Annotated in this window: 13 protein-coding genes; 2 read left to right on the top strand and 11 right to left on the bottom strand. The window is 38.8% G+C overall.

All coding sequences use genetic code 11. The annotated features are described in order from the left end of the window. Positions 1-330: 330 nt before the first annotated feature. The 5 genes from ATC1_RS10000 to ATC1_RS09980 all read right to left on the bottom strand — a co-directional run bounded on the left by ATC1_RS10000 (position 331) and on the right by ATC1_RS09980 (position 5,408). On the bottom strand, positions 331-2,613 hold the full coding sequence (locus ATC1_RS10000; protein WP_062281290.1) for a heavy metal translocating P-type ATPase: 2,283 nt from the start codon (positions 2,611-2,613) through the stop codon (positions 331-333). Between the two features lie 8 nt (positions 2,614-2,621). Next, entirely contained in the window at positions 2,622-2,996 is a 375-nt protein-coding gene (locus ATC1_RS09995) for an ArsR/SmtB family transcription factor (protein WP_062281287.1), read from the bottom strand. Between the two features lie 483 nt (positions 2,997-3,479). Then, positions 3,480-3,974, bottom strand: coding sequence for a hypothetical protein (locus tag ATC1_RS09990; protein WP_062281285.1), 495 nt, complete (start codon positions 3,972-3,974; stop codon positions 3,480-3,482). A 131-nt stretch (positions 3,975-4,105) separates the two neighbouring features. Further along, positions 4,106-4,573 carry a GNAT family N-acetyltransferase gene (locus ATC1_RS09985; protein WP_062281282.1) on the bottom strand — a complete coding sequence of 156 codons (468 nt, stop codon included), beginning with the start codon at positions 4,571-4,573 and terminating at the stop codon, positions 4,106-4,108. Between the two features lie 391 nt (positions 4,574-4,964). Further along, positions 4,965-5,408, bottom strand: a complete 444-nt coding sequence (locus tag ATC1_RS09980) for an acyltransferase family protein (RefSeq protein WP_152024289.1) — start codon at positions 5,406-5,408, stop codon at positions 4,965-4,967. 84 nt (positions 5,409-5,492) lie between these two features. Here ATC1_RS09980 and ATC1_RS09975 point away from each other — a divergent pair, with 84 nt between their 5' ends. Then, positions 5,493-6,650, top strand: coding sequence for an IS256 family transposase (locus ATC1_RS09975; RefSeq protein WP_062278182.1), 1,158 nt, complete (start codon positions 5,493-5,495; stop codon positions 6,648-6,650). Between the two features lie 27 nt (positions 6,651-6,677). Here ATC1_RS09975 and ATC1_RS09970 read toward each other — a convergent pair whose 3' ends face one another. From ATC1_RS09970 to ATC1_RS09945, 5 genes are all read right to left on the bottom strand, one after another. Continuing rightward, entirely contained in the window at positions 6,678-7,367 is a 690-nt protein-coding gene (locus tag ATC1_RS09970; protein WP_062281276.1) for an acyltransferase, read from the bottom strand. A gap of 451 nt (positions 7,368-7,818) precedes the next feature. Further along, a complete protein-coding gene (locus ATC1_RS09965; protein WP_062281274.1) occupies positions 7,819-8,781 on the bottom strand; it encodes a serine hydrolase domain-containing protein in 963 nt (320 codons plus the stop codon). Between the two features lie 284 nt (positions 8,782-9,065). After that, positions 9,066-9,671, bottom strand: coding sequence for a helix-turn-helix domain-containing protein (locus ATC1_RS09960; RefSeq protein ID WP_152024288.1), 606 nt, complete (start codon positions 9,669-9,671; stop codon positions 9,066-9,068). 20 nt (positions 9,672-9,691) lie between these two features. After that, entirely contained in the window at positions 9,692-10,525 is an 834-nt protein-coding gene (locus tag ATC1_RS09955; RefSeq protein WP_082174743.1) for a GGDEF domain-containing protein, read from the bottom strand. Positions 10,526-11,253: 728 nt separating this feature from the next. Further along, entirely contained in the window at positions 11,254-12,609 is a 1,356-nt protein-coding gene (locus ATC1_RS09945) for a DUF3788 family protein (RefSeq protein WP_062281265.1), read from the bottom strand. Positions 12,610-13,038: 429 nt separating this feature from the next. On the opposite strand from ATC1_RS09945, the gene ATC1_RS09940 reads away from it, so the two are divergent. Then, positions 13,039-14,112 (top strand): 4Fe-4S binding protein, encoded by a 1,074-nt coding sequence (locus ATC1_RS09940; protein WP_062281263.1) that lies wholly within the window; start codon positions 13,039-13,041, stop codon positions 14,110-14,112. Positions 14,113-14,461: 349 nt separating this feature from the next. Here ATC1_RS09940 and ATC1_RS09935 read toward each other — a convergent pair whose 3' ends face one another. Continuing rightward, positions 14,462-15,058 carry a manganese efflux pump MntP gene (locus ATC1_RS09935; RefSeq protein WP_062284073.1) on the bottom strand — a complete coding sequence of 199 codons (597 nt, stop codon included), beginning with the start codon at positions 15,056-15,058 and terminating at the stop codon, positions 14,462-14,464. Between the last annotated feature and the right edge of the window lie 79 nt (positions 15,059-15,137).

Raw genomic sequence — 15,137 nt, 5'->3', positions numbered from 1 at the left:
TCAATTTTACTTTATTTTTATACCTTTTTTTCAGTAATTCGAAATATGGTAATTTGGAGAAGCGAGTGAAAATTATCGAATAATTTTGAATACTTTTACCTTAATTAATGATAAAACCTGTCATTGTTAGTACCATATAGTGGCGAAGCAATCTCCTGCCACATGAGTCAAAAATCCTCAATCATGCAGAAAAAGAATGCTTCGTCGGACTAACGCCCTCTTCACAATGACAGATCAATCCATATATTATGTACTATATAAATTCTCAGTGCAAAGCGCAAAAACAACACAACAATAAGTATTTCCGCAAATATCAAAGCGCTGTTTTGCTTACAATCGCTTTGTGTTCATCATTCTCATCGAATTGAGAATCGCAATTACCGCAACACCCGTATCGCCAAAAACAGCCTCCCACATAGTCGCTGCGCCAAATGCACCAAGCCCCAGGAAAATGATTTTCACGCCAAAGGCAAATACTAAATTTTGAACAACGATCTTTCTTGTTTTTTTAGCAATTTTTATAGCCGTCACAATTTTCGAGGGTTCATCGGTCATCAGAACGATATCAGCGGCTTCAATAGCTGCATCGGACCCCAACCCGCCCATCGCCATTCCGATATCCGCTCGGGCTAATACCGGAGCATCGTTAATACCATCACCCACGAAAACAATCTTGCCCTTTCTGGTCTTTTCTGCATCCAGCATTTCCAGCTTTTCCACCTTTTCTGCCGGCAGTAATTCTGAAAAAACTGCATCCAGGCCCAATTTGGCGCTAACTTCTTCAGCCATGGATTTCTTATCACCAGTCAACAGGACGGTTTTTCGAACACCAAGCGCTTTCAAATCTTTGATAGCTGCGGCTGCGTCCTCTTTGACCTGGTCGGAAATGATCAGATTTCCTGCATACTGCTGATTGACCGCGATATGAACGGTTGTGCCAGAAGATTCCTGGTTCTGAAATGGAATACGTTCTTCGATTAGAAATTTATCATTTCCAGCAATGATTTGTTTTCCAAAAGCGGTTACCTTCAAGCCATGTCCGGCAATTTCATCATAAGATTGAATTTTCCTGAAATCAACTCCTTTCTGATATGCCTTCAGAATGGATAAAGCGATAGGATGGCTGGAATGACTTTCGGCATAAGCGGCATAGGTAATCAAATCATCCATTGAAAAACCTGGCTGCGGATTGACACGGACAACCTCAAAAACGCCTTTGGTTAAGGTTCCTGTCTTGTCAAATATAACCGTTTCTACATGATTGAGCGCTTCCAGGAAATTGCCGCCTTTGACAAGAATGCCTCTTTTGGATGCTCCGCCTATGCCGCCGAAAAAGCCTAACGGGATGGAAATTACAAAGGCACACGGACAAGAAATGACCAAAAAAACCAAAGCCCGATAAATCCAATCTGCAAAAGAAGCTCCAGAAATCAGTAAAGGAGGAATGATTGCTAATGCGAATGCGCTATATACGACAGCCGGTGTGTAATAATTGGCAAATTTCGTAATGAATTGTTCTGTCGGCGCTTTTCGGCTGCCTGCATTTTGCACTAAATCCAAGATTTTTGAGACGGTCGATTCACCGAAGGTTTTCGTTACTTCGATCGTCAACACGCCGTTTTTATTTACAAAGCCGCTGAAAGCCTCGCTTCCGGGTTTTAATTCTCGAGGAATTGATTCTCCGGTTAATGCAGCTGTATCCACCTGAGAAATCCCGCTGATGACCTTACCGTCGAGCGGTATTCGCTCTCCTGGATTCACCAGAATCACATCGCCAATCTTAATTTCTTCTGGTGATAATCGTCGAATTTCTTCACCGGTTAATCGATTGGCATAATCCGGACGAATATCCATCAGAGAACTGATTGATTTTCGGGATTGACCGATTGCCTGGTTCTCGAATATTTCTCCAATCAGATAAAACAGCATCACGGCTACGCCTTCAGGATATTCACCGATCAAAAACGCGCCAATTGTCGCTACACTCATCAAAAAATTCTCATTGAAAGCCTGTCCCCGAAGAATGCCCTTGATTGCTTTCAGGATGACTGTTCCGCCTGCAATCAGATAACTGATCAGAAACAGAATCAATTCCTGCCAATCCCCCAGTTGAAGGATCATACCGGCTGCGAACAAAACGCTTCCAATGATCAGTTTGATGATCTGTTTTCTGAGTGTATTTTCAAAAAGAATTTCACCTATTTTCTTTTTCGTGTTAGCTGCAGCTTTTCCGGCGTCCTGATTAACGGCATGCGTTGTTTCGAAAGGATCAGATCCGCTGCGAATCTCTGGAATAGTGGTATCGTCACGATGTTCACCAAGTAACATAGTATTTTCATAAGGGAAACTACCCGTGTTGGTTGCGTTCTCCCAAGCCGATGGGGGATCCAGTTTTTCTGCAACGACTACATCCGGTTCATGTTTGCGAGCAATAGTTTGAACTTGATTCATTGCATTTGAAAAATCATATTCGGGTTCAGCTTCAAGCGTTAAAATTTTACTGATAAAATTCATCGACGCGTTTAGCCCATCAATCTGATTGACCTCATCTTCAATTTTCGAAGCACAATTTGCACAGTTCAAATTTTCCAAAATTACTTGTTTGCGGACCATCGTGTTTTTTACTCCTTTTCTTCTGAAATATGAATCAAACCCTGATCGAAAATCTGTCTCACATGCTCATCTTCCAGAGAGTAATAAACAATCTTTCCTTCCCGGCGGCTTTTCACCAGGTCAGCCTGCTTCAGCAATCTTAATTGGTGAGAAATCGCGGATTGAGTCATTTTCAATAGCACTGCAATATCACATACACACATCTCTGCTTCATCCAGTGCCCATAAAATTTTAATTCGCGTGGTGTCGCCAAAAACTTTAAATAATTCTGCAAGATCATAAAGATTCTCCTCAAGAGGCATTTTTTCCTGTACACGTTTCACCGTATCCTCGTGGATGACTTCACAATCACATCTTTCAACCGGTTGAATTTTTGGAACCATTCAATCACCTCATTAATATTTGAACATATGAACAATTATTCATATGTTTATATTTTATGTCTTTTCCTAAGGAATGTCAACAGGATTTTTCATTTCTCAGCAATTCTAAATATGAGAATTAGGAGAAACAAACAGTAAAAAATCAAAAATGTTTAAAGACTTTTACCTTAATGAATGATGATCTATATGAAATTATTTGATAACAAGTCAAATGAAATGGATGAAACCTGCCAGTGTTACAACCTCGAGGGGCGAAGCAATCTCCTGTCAAAAGTGGGAACAGATAGCCACGTCATGCTATCGTCCTCCTCGCAATGACAGATCGCTATATGAATCATTCATCACATAATTTTTTTGCGCTTCGTGTAACAACATCACAACAAAAATAAATCCTTCTCATATTTCGAATCGCTGATGCAGACTGCTCTGTATTTCAGTCAGAAACTGTGAATTTTATTGTTGTGAGAAAAAGGATTTTACTTATTAAAACGCTGCAAGTTCTTCCACAGAAGCAGGTAATTGATCAATACCTTTGAATTCCTCAACAACAATCGAATGGATTTCTTTTTTAAGGAGTGGATCGACATTGGTGATGCACATCTGCCAATTACCGCCAATACTCTTACAATCATCTTCAATTAAAATTTCCGGATGAATATTTTCGACCAGATGATGATACTTTTGTGTGTGTTCCCGAAAATAAAGCCTTGAACCAGGGAATCTGTATATAAAAAGCAGATCTGCAATCACTCGTGCTTGTTGACCTCTGCGTGACGTGCAATAAACAATATCCATCCCCTGCTGCTGCCAATTCAGAATTTTTTTGACAGCATCCCCGATGGGCAGATAAGATCGGAAGTGGTACTGAAGAAACCATGATTTCGGTTTCAGAATAGTTCCTTCAGTAAATATCATGATTTTTCTTGTTCCAGCAGAGTCGGATAAATCGATAAAAGCCAATATTTCACCTGCTTTCATTGAAAAATGTCTCAATCTGTAGAATTATTATTCAACTTATACTGAACCCTGGACGATTCTAGTCATACAGTTCATCGAATTTATAACGCCAATTCTCAGTTTCTTTGCAGTAATTCAATATTGTGCGAGAATCATTTGTTGGTTTTTCCGATATCAAGAATTACACGTCGAGTAAACATCATTGGTATAAATCGAATTCCATCTCGGATCTGTTCGGTATCCGTGGCCGTGAATCCAAGGTGATGATAAATTTGCACGGCATAAGGTGATGAATTGACAGTGATATGTTCCGATAATGTGTTTTTTGTGGCTTCTTTAAATAATTTCTTGCCAATTCCCTGATGTTGATACTTTTCAGACACAAAAAATAATGCAATATGGCTGCCTTCATTTCTCGTCGCAATCACACCGATCAGAACCCCATTTTCAAAAGTGCCGAAGAATGATAATCCGTTAATGGCTTCTTCATTTTCAAGAAAATCGCGAAAAGTTACAACACCTTGATCACAATAATCCGGCGCTTCAAACTTTAAGAATACATGCCAGACAAGATCCAGCGCACCTCTCTTTTCTGAATTCAAAAGTTTTCTTATCTCCATGATTATTACTCCAACAAAATTTAATCATCTGATTTTTTATCAGCGATTTAGAATATGAATGATATTCTTATTTAATTTGCTAAGCATATCCGGATTTTTCGCATTTCTTTATATGTTATCTCAATCCGACGTTCTACCTGCAATGGAAGTCACTTAGACAGGTATATTCAATATTTCTTCTCAATGTAACTTCATTGATCAGTTTTCAAACAGTGTTGAGAAAGGACATCCATCGACTTGCTGTCGGATTTCACAGATTTTTAATCAATATCCTCTTAAACAGTGAATAATTTAGAAAACTCCCCAAATGAGACGTCCTGCAATAAAGCAAACCAGATCATTTAGCGATTACTCATCGCTGAATAAAAGTGCTCCTAAGACACATCAAATTTCACCGAATATACAATAACCACTTGCCAATTTTTGGAATTTTATCCAGCAGAAATGATATCATCCAACTGACTGTGAAAACCAAAACGGTCAAAATAATTAACTGAAAAGGAAGCGGTTTAATCTTTTCAATCATTGGAGCAAAGAGGATAATAATTGGATTGTGGATCAAATACACTGCAAATGCATATTTTGACAGAAGATAGAAAATATTCTTAACTGGAATTGTTCTAAATCTTGAAAACATCTCAAATAACAGCAACGCAGCAATCATTAAGAATGCAAAATCATACCAGACATTATAGGCTATTCCATATCGATAGGAATAAAGCTGGATTACGACTGTAATTCCGATCGATACTATAGCAAGAACCAAACAAAGCATAGTACTAAGTCTTTTCAATCGGTTCTTTCTTACCAAATAACCGCTTAGTTGGTGTAACATATTTTCTGTAAAATAAAGAACCTTAACAAAAGAGGTGAGTCAGAAGTATCCTTATAGTAACCAAACCATAAAAGGAGACTAGAAATGACTCACCCAAATAATTATACCTTTGCAGAGGAAATAGCGGAAAAAGGATTGGAAGCAATTCCAGAAATGATGCGAGTGCTGATAAATAACGCCATGCAAGTAGAAAGATCAAGGTACTTACAAGCTGAACAGTACGAACGCACAAAGGATCGCAAGGGACATGCAAATGGTTTCAAACCGAAGACGATACAGACCAGGATAGGAAACATTACCTTTGCAGTTCCACAGGTTAGAGAGGGTGGTTTTTATCCCAGTGCTCTGGAAAAGGGACTGCGAAGTGAAAGAGCCCTTACGATCACACTGGCTGAAATGTATGTACAGGGAGTATCGACTCGGAAGGTAAAAACCATTACGGAACAGCTTTGTGGGATTGAGGTCTCAGCCACACAAGTCAGCCGGGCAACAGCGCAATTGGACGAAGTACTGCAAGAATGGCGTGAAAGGCCATTAGGAGAGATCAGCTATCTCTTTGTGGATGCCCGATATGAGAAGATTCGTGAAGCAGGACAAGTAAGAGATGCAGCGGTTTTGGTGGCCTCTGGCATTACGCCAGAAGGCGAACGGCAAATACTTGGGGTTTCAGTTTCGCTTAGTGAGCATGAAACACATTGGAAAGCATTTTTAAAGAGTCTAAAAGAGCGAGGGTTACACGGAATAAAGCTGATTATCAGTGATGACCATGAAGGTCTAGGGGCAGCCAGAAGAGCAGTTTTTGGCGGTATTCCCTGGCAACGGTGTCAGTTCCATCTGCAACAGAATGCCGGAGCTTATCTGCCCAGACAATCGATGAGATTGGAAGTGGCAGCAGACATCAGAGCCATATTTAATGCTCCTGATCGAAAGACAGCAGAAGAGCTCTTGCAGAGCGCCATCCAGAAGTATGCTATTTCTGCTCCGCGGCTTTCATCTTGGCTCGAAAATAACCTTTTTGAGGGTTTTTTGGTTTTTGATTTTCCATTGGAACATCGAAGAACGATACGAACAACCAATAGTCTGGAGAGGATTAATAAAGAGATTCGCAGACGGACAAGAGTGGTTGGTGTGTTTCCAAATCAAGCTTCTTGTCTCAGGTTGGTCTCGGCATTACTGATGGAGACCTGCGAAGAATGGCAGATCGGAAAACATTTTTGTACTGGCAAGTTTATGAATTCTTAAAGATCTATGGATATTTCAGACTCTAATTTACAGAAAAAGGGTTGCATAATCACCGCTTATCAAATAGAATCCATAAATTCCACCACTAAATTCAATTGATAACACAGTCTTAATCGATTCATGCCCCATAATTTTGTTGTATACATTGATTGAAGGGTATAAAAAAGACAATATAAAAACAATAACCAGTGGGAAAATAAGCACACGGGCATCTGTCAAATGAAGCATGTTAGCCACCAATGGGATAAATATATACATACCAATGATCATCGGAATATACCACATGTGGCTCAAAGGGACGCTTTTTATAAAGGTCAATTGTTTGACAACATTAATCCAATTGAATGGTTGTTCCTGGAAAATCCAAAGAAATAATGCATACAAGACAGTCCAAATTTCTACAGTAATTAAAAGTCGGATCCAATTCTTTTTCCAGAATATCATGCTTTGTTCTGGTGTATATATCCGATCAAGGAGTAAAAATCCTGTAATAAACAAGAAAAAGGGGACACCCAATCGACTTATTGTAAAACATACAAACATAAATACTCGAGATTTCATTGTCAAGCGAGAAATAAAATCAATATCGAACTGATAAACAGTCTCCACAGCATGACAGAGCACAACACAAAATATTGCAAATACTCTTGCTGTATCAACCCATGCAATCCTTGTGGTTGGAGTTTTTATTTCTACCAGAGACGGTTTATCTTCCATTGATACTTCTCTCCTTAAGCTTAGGCAGACAATTATCATCAAGATCTAAATTCTAATTGTTTTTCAAAAAACGAATAAAATTTATAAAAAAAAATCGGTCATATTTAAATATGAAGAGTATTTTGAATTGATATCAGGGTTACTCTCATTAATAAGTATCTTGGACTTTTCTACATAAATTGTTGAAATTTTTTATAAATTGTTCAATCATCTCGTTGTTACCCATACATATTTTTTTTGGCTCAATTCAAGGACTTCTTTATCGATCAATACAAAAAAATCGGACAATAAACTGATATTTGTCAGTGAATATTCTTAGAAAATCGACTGCTTTTTCCTGATTTTTGAAGTTCAAGATTTAGATTTTCACTCCTTTTTTTATTGGTGACTCAACATCCATCAGCAATTTGAAAGATATGACACTGTTTCAAATTGTTGATGGATACGTTCATTAACCGATTTCAGGCAAAATGTATTGACTGATAAAATCAATCCGAGTTTTCGCTCGGGGTTTAAAATGACAAGCAATAGCAACCACGATTTGCTCTTTACGGTTCACATAGATCGTATTCCCGCTGTCACCAAGAGCAGCAAAAGTTCCGCTGTCATTTTGACGAAGAATCCACCAAAGATAACCGTAACTGTATTCATTCCATCGGCTATGCTCAGTAGTGCTCTCCTGTATCCAGGAAGCAGATACAAGTTGTTTGCCATTCCAGACGCCCTGATTTAGGCAGAGTTGTCCAATTTTCGCCATGTCCCTCGGGCACAATGTCAATCCCCAGCCGGCGACTGGCAGCCCCTGCGGATCGACAACCCAGCCTTGAGCATTTTTGTTTTTAATGAAAGCGATATGTGTTTCTTTATCAACTAAAGTTGTTGGCTGAGGTGGTTTAATTTCGAGCGGTTTGAATAAATTTTCTCCGGCAAATTCGAGCATTGACTTTCCGATTGCATTTTGGAGTATACCAGAGATAATCTGAGAGCCAACGGTTGAATACCTGAAACTGCCAATGGTACCTTTTCCACCCAGCAAATCCAATCCTGCTTTTGTCCAATCATCACTGCGAAATACTTTTGTGAAAGGTTCTGATTTATATTTATACGGGGCAGTCATCGTCAACAGGTGTTTCAGGGTGATTTCCTGAATGGAATTCTCCCCTCTTTTCAGAACATAATCCGGAAAAAAATCCAGAACTTTCTGATCAACATTTTGAATAAAACCCTGATCAAGGGCCATTCCAACGAGAAGAGATGAAATACTTTTAGTTACCGAAAAAATATGAATCGTATCAGTCTCGTTATGTCCATCAAAATACCGCTCATAAATAAGCCTTCCGTTTTTCAAAACTACCAGCCCTGCGGTGTTCGGATATTTCATTTCAATTTCACGAATCAATGCAGCATCATTCATTATCTTTGACCCTCCTTCAATGATTCTGTTATCCATGCTGTAATTCAAAATATGAAAAGAATTAACCGTTGTTCTTATGGTTTTGCGCGGCACGCAAAACCATAAGAACAACAAATTTCCTCTTTGTTATTCGAAGGTTTCATCCATACTTCGAATTGCCGCTATCTATGAATGATCGCATTATATGTGGATTAAAAATGTTTTTCAAGAGAAATCGTTTTTAGGTTTTCGAGTATCTGTAAACCTCATAAGATTTGTTTCAGTGATATGAAATATTGATTGCGCTAAGGCTGTTTCATGTATAAAAAGCCCTTTATGATTAGGAGCCAAAACTGGAAAAATGCGATATAAGGCTCCTGGCTTAAAATGAACAATAAGGTGGCGGCAATGGTCAATGCCATGGAAAAAAAAGGGTGATTCTTTTTCCAAAAATAATTCTGGCAATCCTGTAAAAGAATTTCAACGATTCCGAAAACCGATGTTATTCCAAAAATAACGACATAGGCAACCAGCATATAGCTTTCCAACGACTTCATCGCAAACAAAGAAACTGATTCGATAAAATCCCCATTCTGTTCGCCAAATAACGGAATAAAAAAGAATACAAGATTCATCACATCGAACAATCCATACAGAATTGTTCGAAGACTCCTTGCATTTTCGTTTTTTTCCTGTTCAGCAGCCAGAAGAATCTCATCGCCGGAAAGCAATTCATCAATCGTAATGCTGAATAATTTTGAAATGGCTTTCAAAGAATCAATATTGGGAAGACCGCGATTGGATTCCCATTTAGAAACAGCAGTTCGAGAAACGAATAACTGCTCAGCTAATTCTTCCTGAGTGAGCCCTTTTTGTTTTCGTAAAAGTTGAAGCTTCTCATTGAATTCCATTCGTAAATCTGCCTGTCTTTTCAATTCGTAAACGCCAAACACACTGTATTCCGTCCTGAATGTTTGGCTGCATAGACAGCATTATCCGCCTGATCGATGATTTTTTCATAATTTTGGACTGGTTGATTGCCGCAGTAGGCAACTCCAATACTGACGGTTTTACGATAGCCATCCATCTCCATGTTTTGTATCGCAATCCGCAGATTTTCGGCGATTGAAAGTAATTTGTTTTCGTCGAATCCATAAGCCAATGCCACAAACTCTTCACCGCCATAACGATAGAAGTGCAGGCGGAAATTCTGTGTATACGCATTCAGCACCTTGCCAAAAGAATTCAAATATCGGTCACCGGCAGTATGACCATAGTTGTCATTAAACTCTTTGAAGTGATCGATATCAATCATCATGATTCCGGAAGGCTTTTCGATATTCGCCGTTTCCAAGTTCGCGAGGATTTCAAACAGCTTGCGCCGATTGGACAGACCTGTCAGTACATCAGTCTCTTTTTCAATGGTCAACAGACGACGCGCTTCATAACTTTCTAAACGAACCCAAACCATGATATTGCCGAGAAAACAACCAAGAATGGCAAAGCACAAACAGTTGATCGTATCATCAAGCGCATATTTTGGTTTAAAGTAAAAAGCTAAAATTGTATGCACCACAAACCAGAATGCCACAAATCGATTCATACGATGGGGATAGTCGATGAAACCGAATGGCATGATGCAGAACACTCCCAGTAAAATTGTCGCCCTCATATCAGGTGTGTGAATTACACTGAGAAATATCGCCAAGAGAAAGAATACGGAAAAAGCAGCATAAAATCCGATCAGTGTGTACTTTTTCATCATTGAATGTCGAAATAAAAAGAACAGCGCAAAAAAAAAATGTATCGGAAAGCAAATATGGGATAATTGCTGTAGATTTTGTTTTACTAAAAGGGGTTGCCAACAACGGCAAGAGCATCAGTAATCCGCCCATCAAACTCAATAAAGATAACATTTTTTCGTTGTACGCTCTGATGACTGAGCAATTGTCAGATGCAAGCTGTGAATATGTTTTTTTTTGATTTCTAAATAGATTTACCCATTTCTCCATAAGGTTCCCCTTCATTTGAATATGGTATATTCATATGCAGCGATTCGAAATATCGGCTTGCTATACAAATGAAGAGGGAAAATTTTGTTGTTGTGCTGTTTTTGCGCAAAACGCAAAAACAGCACAACAACAAAGAATCCTTCCCATATAACGAATTGCTGATGATAATTCGAATTCTAAACCATTATATCGAATCAATTAATAGACAGCGAATGAAGTATGGACTTTATTTCAAATAAACAGAGAAAGTTTGTTGTGGTGTTTTTGTGCAAAGCGTAAAAAGAAAAAAATTTTTTTGTCATAAATAGAATCACTGACAGGATATTGTGTACTAATTTTCCTTCCGTTTACGACGATATAATCAGTATAATAATATGAGTAAGCTTTTCAGCAGCAGGACGATCATCGTCATTGTTGTAATAGTTAATATCTGTCCCTTTTGCTTATAATCAAGGATTGGCATGGAACAGCTCCTTTCAGATTATTTCTTCTTTTTATTTCGTCGGATTGCGATTAATTGCTTGACATCTTCCAATATCATATGATCTGTTACATGAATCATGAGCCACTTTTGACCCATACCGGTTTTCGTTTCAAGCCAAAGCTGCTGTGTGTAGGTCGTGAAAAAAGGAAGCATCGATTCGGTTTCGAACCTCTCACGATCACCAATCACAACGAGTGCGATATAATATCCCTCCATCGGATACAGCGTACATAGCGTACGTCCAGCTTTTTTATATTTGACATTCCATCCAAACTGCATGGAACATCGGCTGTACTCCAACATCGGTTTACTTTGATATTCCGCCTCCATGTGGCTGCACAAGTCTTCCAACAATGGATTATTCACATAATCGCATAATTGTGCCATCGATGGCTTCTGCAAACCATTGGCTTTGTTCCATTTCGCTTTTGTTTCTGGCAAATTCTGCGACGACGGGCTCAATGGCAGCCATAACTCCATATAGCTTGTTTCCGGATTATGATCATAATAGATCTCAGCAGAGAATTTTCCACAACGTAAATTGTGCTGTTTTATCCAGTTTTGCATGAACGAGGAAGCCTTGAAAATCGCCGATCCGATAAGTTCAGTAAAATTATCCGCTTCAAAGCTACATACGACATAATCGCCGTCTGGAAGCGTAAAAGTAACATAATCCTCTGCCGCCTCAGCTTCACTGGCTTCAGCTCCAACCATATAGGTACAGCAGCCTTCGCGGGCATCTCCATGGTAGAAAACACCCAGTTCTTTTCCGCCTGGAAATAATTGCGGAATATTTGGTTTCTGCCGGTGAAATTCATCCCAAATCATTCCAGCTGTAGAGACGCCGGTAGTCTTGCCGCCTGCCAATTCTGTTACAGGGACTTCGCCTTTTATTCCGATAAATGTGCATGGTTCATTCAGCTTTCGCCGAGTCACTTCAACCACCATGTCATCTGTGATGAAAGGAACATCTTCATCGACAATGGCATACTTGAGCAGCAAATCGGGTTTTATGAAATGATTGAGCACAACAGGGTGAGCTCGGTATTCTTCTGGCGTAATGCCATATGCATCCTTGAACGCACGCGTGAAATTGGCATGATCCGAAAAACCGCAATCCATAGCAATATCAAGGATTCGTCTCGCTTCATTCTTCAGTTCTTCCGCAGCTTTTTCCAACCTGCGCAGCTTCACATATTCATTAACCGGTTTTTTTACCAGTCGCCCAAACAATCGTTGAAAATAGTATGGAGATAATGCAGCTGCATGGGCAAGCTTCTCAGTTTTTAAATCCTCTGACAAATTTCCTTCAATATAGTCCAAAACATTTTGGATTGCTCTCCAAGCATACATATTGCACCTCCCGTTCAAAAGAATAACACATCGTGGCTTATCCACTTGTCATCCAGTAATTCGAAATATGAAAAGAATTCTGTGTTGTTCTTATGGTTTTGCGTGAAACGCAAAACCATAAGAACAACACACTCTCTTTCTTTATTCGAAATGTTAGTTGATATTTCAAATTACTGCTTGTCTTAGAATGCTCTTTTTTTTTGATAATAGGATCTGTTTATCCCAGCGGTTGTTTCCCTGTATTTTTCAATTTTGAGAGGATTGTTTGTTGTTGTTTTACTTTGGAGCGAAGCTCCAAAATAAAACAACAACAAATTCCGATCTTTTTTCAAAAAGTCTTTGCAAATTCCAATTTACTGATATGATTCAAAAAACGTTATGATGTTCGTATGATAGTTATCTCAACCTTACTTACCAGGGAGTTATCGAATGTCCAATAAAAAAAATAAAGACGTATTATTTCTTAAAATAATTCTTTGGCTGTATATTATTTTATGTATTATTCTTGCAGGATTAAATTATAGTTATGTAAAGACCGCACCGGAACCTGTTGCGAAATTTATTACATCGGCCTGGCACTTTTATGAAAACTGGATTAAAACGATTTTGATCATTACAGCCAGTATTCTGACCATCCGAATCGTTAAACGAACAAAACGGACGCGCATGGTAAAACGGAATTTGATCGGATTTATCATCGCAGCCCTGGTTGTTCATATCGTCACTCCGTTGATCCTAAGTAATAATGAGCTGTATTTTTTTGCGATGCCTTTGCCCTGGACTACGGCACCATTACAGTTATTATTTGAGAATTCATCGTTTTATGCCAGCAGATTTCCGCTATGGGGACTGACGGGGATCAGTGCTGCGCTGGTATTTTATCTGGTGGTAAGCGGAATTGTGGTGATCGGGACGTTTTTATTTGGCAGACGCTGGCAATGTTCAACGCTATGCCTTTTCAACGGTTTTGCTTCTGAAGTTTTTGCACCCGCTTTTCCTTTGATCGGCAAAAAGAAAAAAGTTCAGCCCAGAACAGTCAGGTTTTTAACGATCCTCAAGTGGATTATGTTAATCCTTGGATTATTTTTTACAGCTTATTGGATTCTCTTATTGTTGGGTGTAACTGTATTTAAAGACTATCTTCTGATCGGTAAGCTGGAGAATTACAAATATCTGAGCGCCGAATTATTGATGATGATGTTTTTCTGGATCGTTTTTACGGGCAGAGGATATTGCTATTATTGTCCGCTCGGCACGCTTTTGGGAATTTTCGGGAAATTCGCCGGGCAGAAAATCATTACCAATCAAACCAAATGCATTGGTTGCAATCAATGCAATATCGCATGTCCAATGGCCATTGATATAAAAATCCAAGCGTTAAAGGGAGAACCGGTCACTTCGCTGCGATGTGTCGGCTGCGGTCATTGTGTGGATGTTTGTACAACAGAAACCCTGTCTTATTCAACCGCTTTTTTAAAAAGGTTTCGAAAAAATAACCAGTAATAAAAAAATTGGAAATCATAAGTTGTGGACTCTGTCATTGCGAGCCAAACAACTTTTGTCATTGCGAGCCCCGCAGGGGCGTGGTAATCTCCACGCTGTATTGAGTAAAATGTGCCACCCGAAAAGAGATTGCTTCGTCGGGTTTATACCCTCCTCGCAAGGACAAATTGCCATGTGTGTACCACTGAGTATCTCGATTTAGTGCCCTGAAACCTCCAAATTTGAGAGTAAAAAGGGACTTTGTTTCAAAAAGTGAGAAACTCAGGAGAAAATCAAATGTAGTTGTCGCGCTTTGGGTAACAACTACATTATTAATCTTAAAATCAGAAAGATAAGTGAAAATTCCGAATTACTGAACAAGAAGAATATTTGTATGATCCAATAGGATCTTCAATCCAATCGACATGAGTATGATTCCGCCTGTTAATTCTGCCTTGGATTTGTATCTTAATCCGAAAATATTGCCAATCATCACACCGATCACTGATAACGTAAAGGTTATGATCCTAATAAATAAAACTGCAGGTAACACATCAATTTTTAAAAATGCAAAAGAAACACCCACAGCCAATGCATCGATGCTTGTTGCTATTGCCAAAACAGACATCGTTCGAAAATTTAATGAAGCATCTGCATTTTCACATGACTCCTGTGAAGTTGAAACTTCACATCCATTGTTATGTGATTCTTTAATCATATTAAAACCAATTAACCCAAGCAGAAAGAAAGCAATCCAATGATCAAAAGCTGTTATCTTATCCTGAAATTGGGCACCTAAACCATACCCTATTAAAGGCATTCCAGCTTGAAAGACTCCAAAATATAAACCTACAGTGCCTGCTTTTTTAAATGTTATTGACTTTAAAGCCAGTCCCTTACAAATAGCGACTGCAAATGCATCCATCGACAAACCTATTGCAAGAATAAATAACTCAATTAAACTCATTTTCAATTCTCTTTGTTTTTGATCAGCAATTCGAAATATGGACGTGCTTTTTGAATAAAGAGAAATTTTGAATCGCTGG

This window comes from Flexilinea flocculi (genome assembly GCF_001192795.1).
Classification (GTDB): Bacteria; Chloroflexota; Anaerolineae; order Anaerolineales; family Anaerolineaceae; genus Flexilinea; species Flexilinea flocculi.
Note: the sequence above shows the minus strand (reverse complement) of the source record. Positions and strands in the feature narration are given on the sequence as shown.

Coding starts and splice junctions, on each gene's coding strand:
- ATC1_RS09995 (WP_062281287.1), bottom strand. CDS start 2,996: ATGGTTCCAAAAATTCAACCGGTTGAAAGATGTGATTGTGAAGTCATC.
- ATC1_RS09985 (WP_062281282.1), bottom strand. CDS start 4,573: ATGGAGATAAGAAAACTTTTGAATTCAGAAAAGAGAGGTGCGCTGGAT.
- ATC1_RS09955 (WP_082174743.1), bottom strand. CDS start 10,525: ATGATGAAAAAGTACACACTGATCGGATTTTATGCTGCTTTTTCCGTA.
- ATC1_RS09970 (WP_062281276.1), bottom strand. CDS start 7,367: ATGGAAGATAAACCGTCTCTGGTAGAAATAAAAACTCCAACCACAAGG.
- ATC1_RS09945 (WP_062281265.1), bottom strand. CDS start 12,609: ATGTATGCTTGGAGAGCAATCCAAAATGTTTTGGACTATATTGAAGGA.
- ATC1_RS09960 (WP_152024288.1), bottom strand. CDS start 9,671: ATGGAATTCAATGAGAAGCTTCAACTTTTACGAAAACAAAAAGGGCTC.
- ATC1_RS10000 (WP_062281290.1), bottom strand. CDS start 2,613: ATGGTCCGCAAACAAGTAATTTTGGAAAATTTGAACTGTGCAAATTGT.
- ATC1_RS09965 (WP_062281274.1), bottom strand. CDS start 8,781: ATGAATGATGCTGCATTGATTCGTGAAATTGAAATGAAATATCCGAAC.
- ATC1_RS09940 (WP_062281263.1), top strand. CDS start 13,039: ATGTCCAATAAAAAAAATAAAGACGTATTATTTCTTAAAATAATTCTT.
- ATC1_RS09990 (WP_062281285.1), bottom strand. CDS start 3,974: ATGAAAGCAGGTGAAATATTGGCTTTTATCGATTTATCCGACTCTGCT.
- ATC1_RS09975 (WP_062278182.1), top strand. CDS start 5,493: ATGACTCACCCAAATAATTATACCTTTGCAGAGGAAATAGCGGAAAAA.
- ATC1_RS09980 (WP_152024289.1), bottom strand. CDS start 5,408: ATGTTACACCAACTAAGCGGTTATTTGGTAAGAAAGAACCGATTGAAA.
- ATC1_RS09935 (WP_062284073.1), bottom strand. CDS start 15,058: ATGAGTTTAATTGAGTTATTTATTCTTGCAATAGGTTTGTCGATGGAT.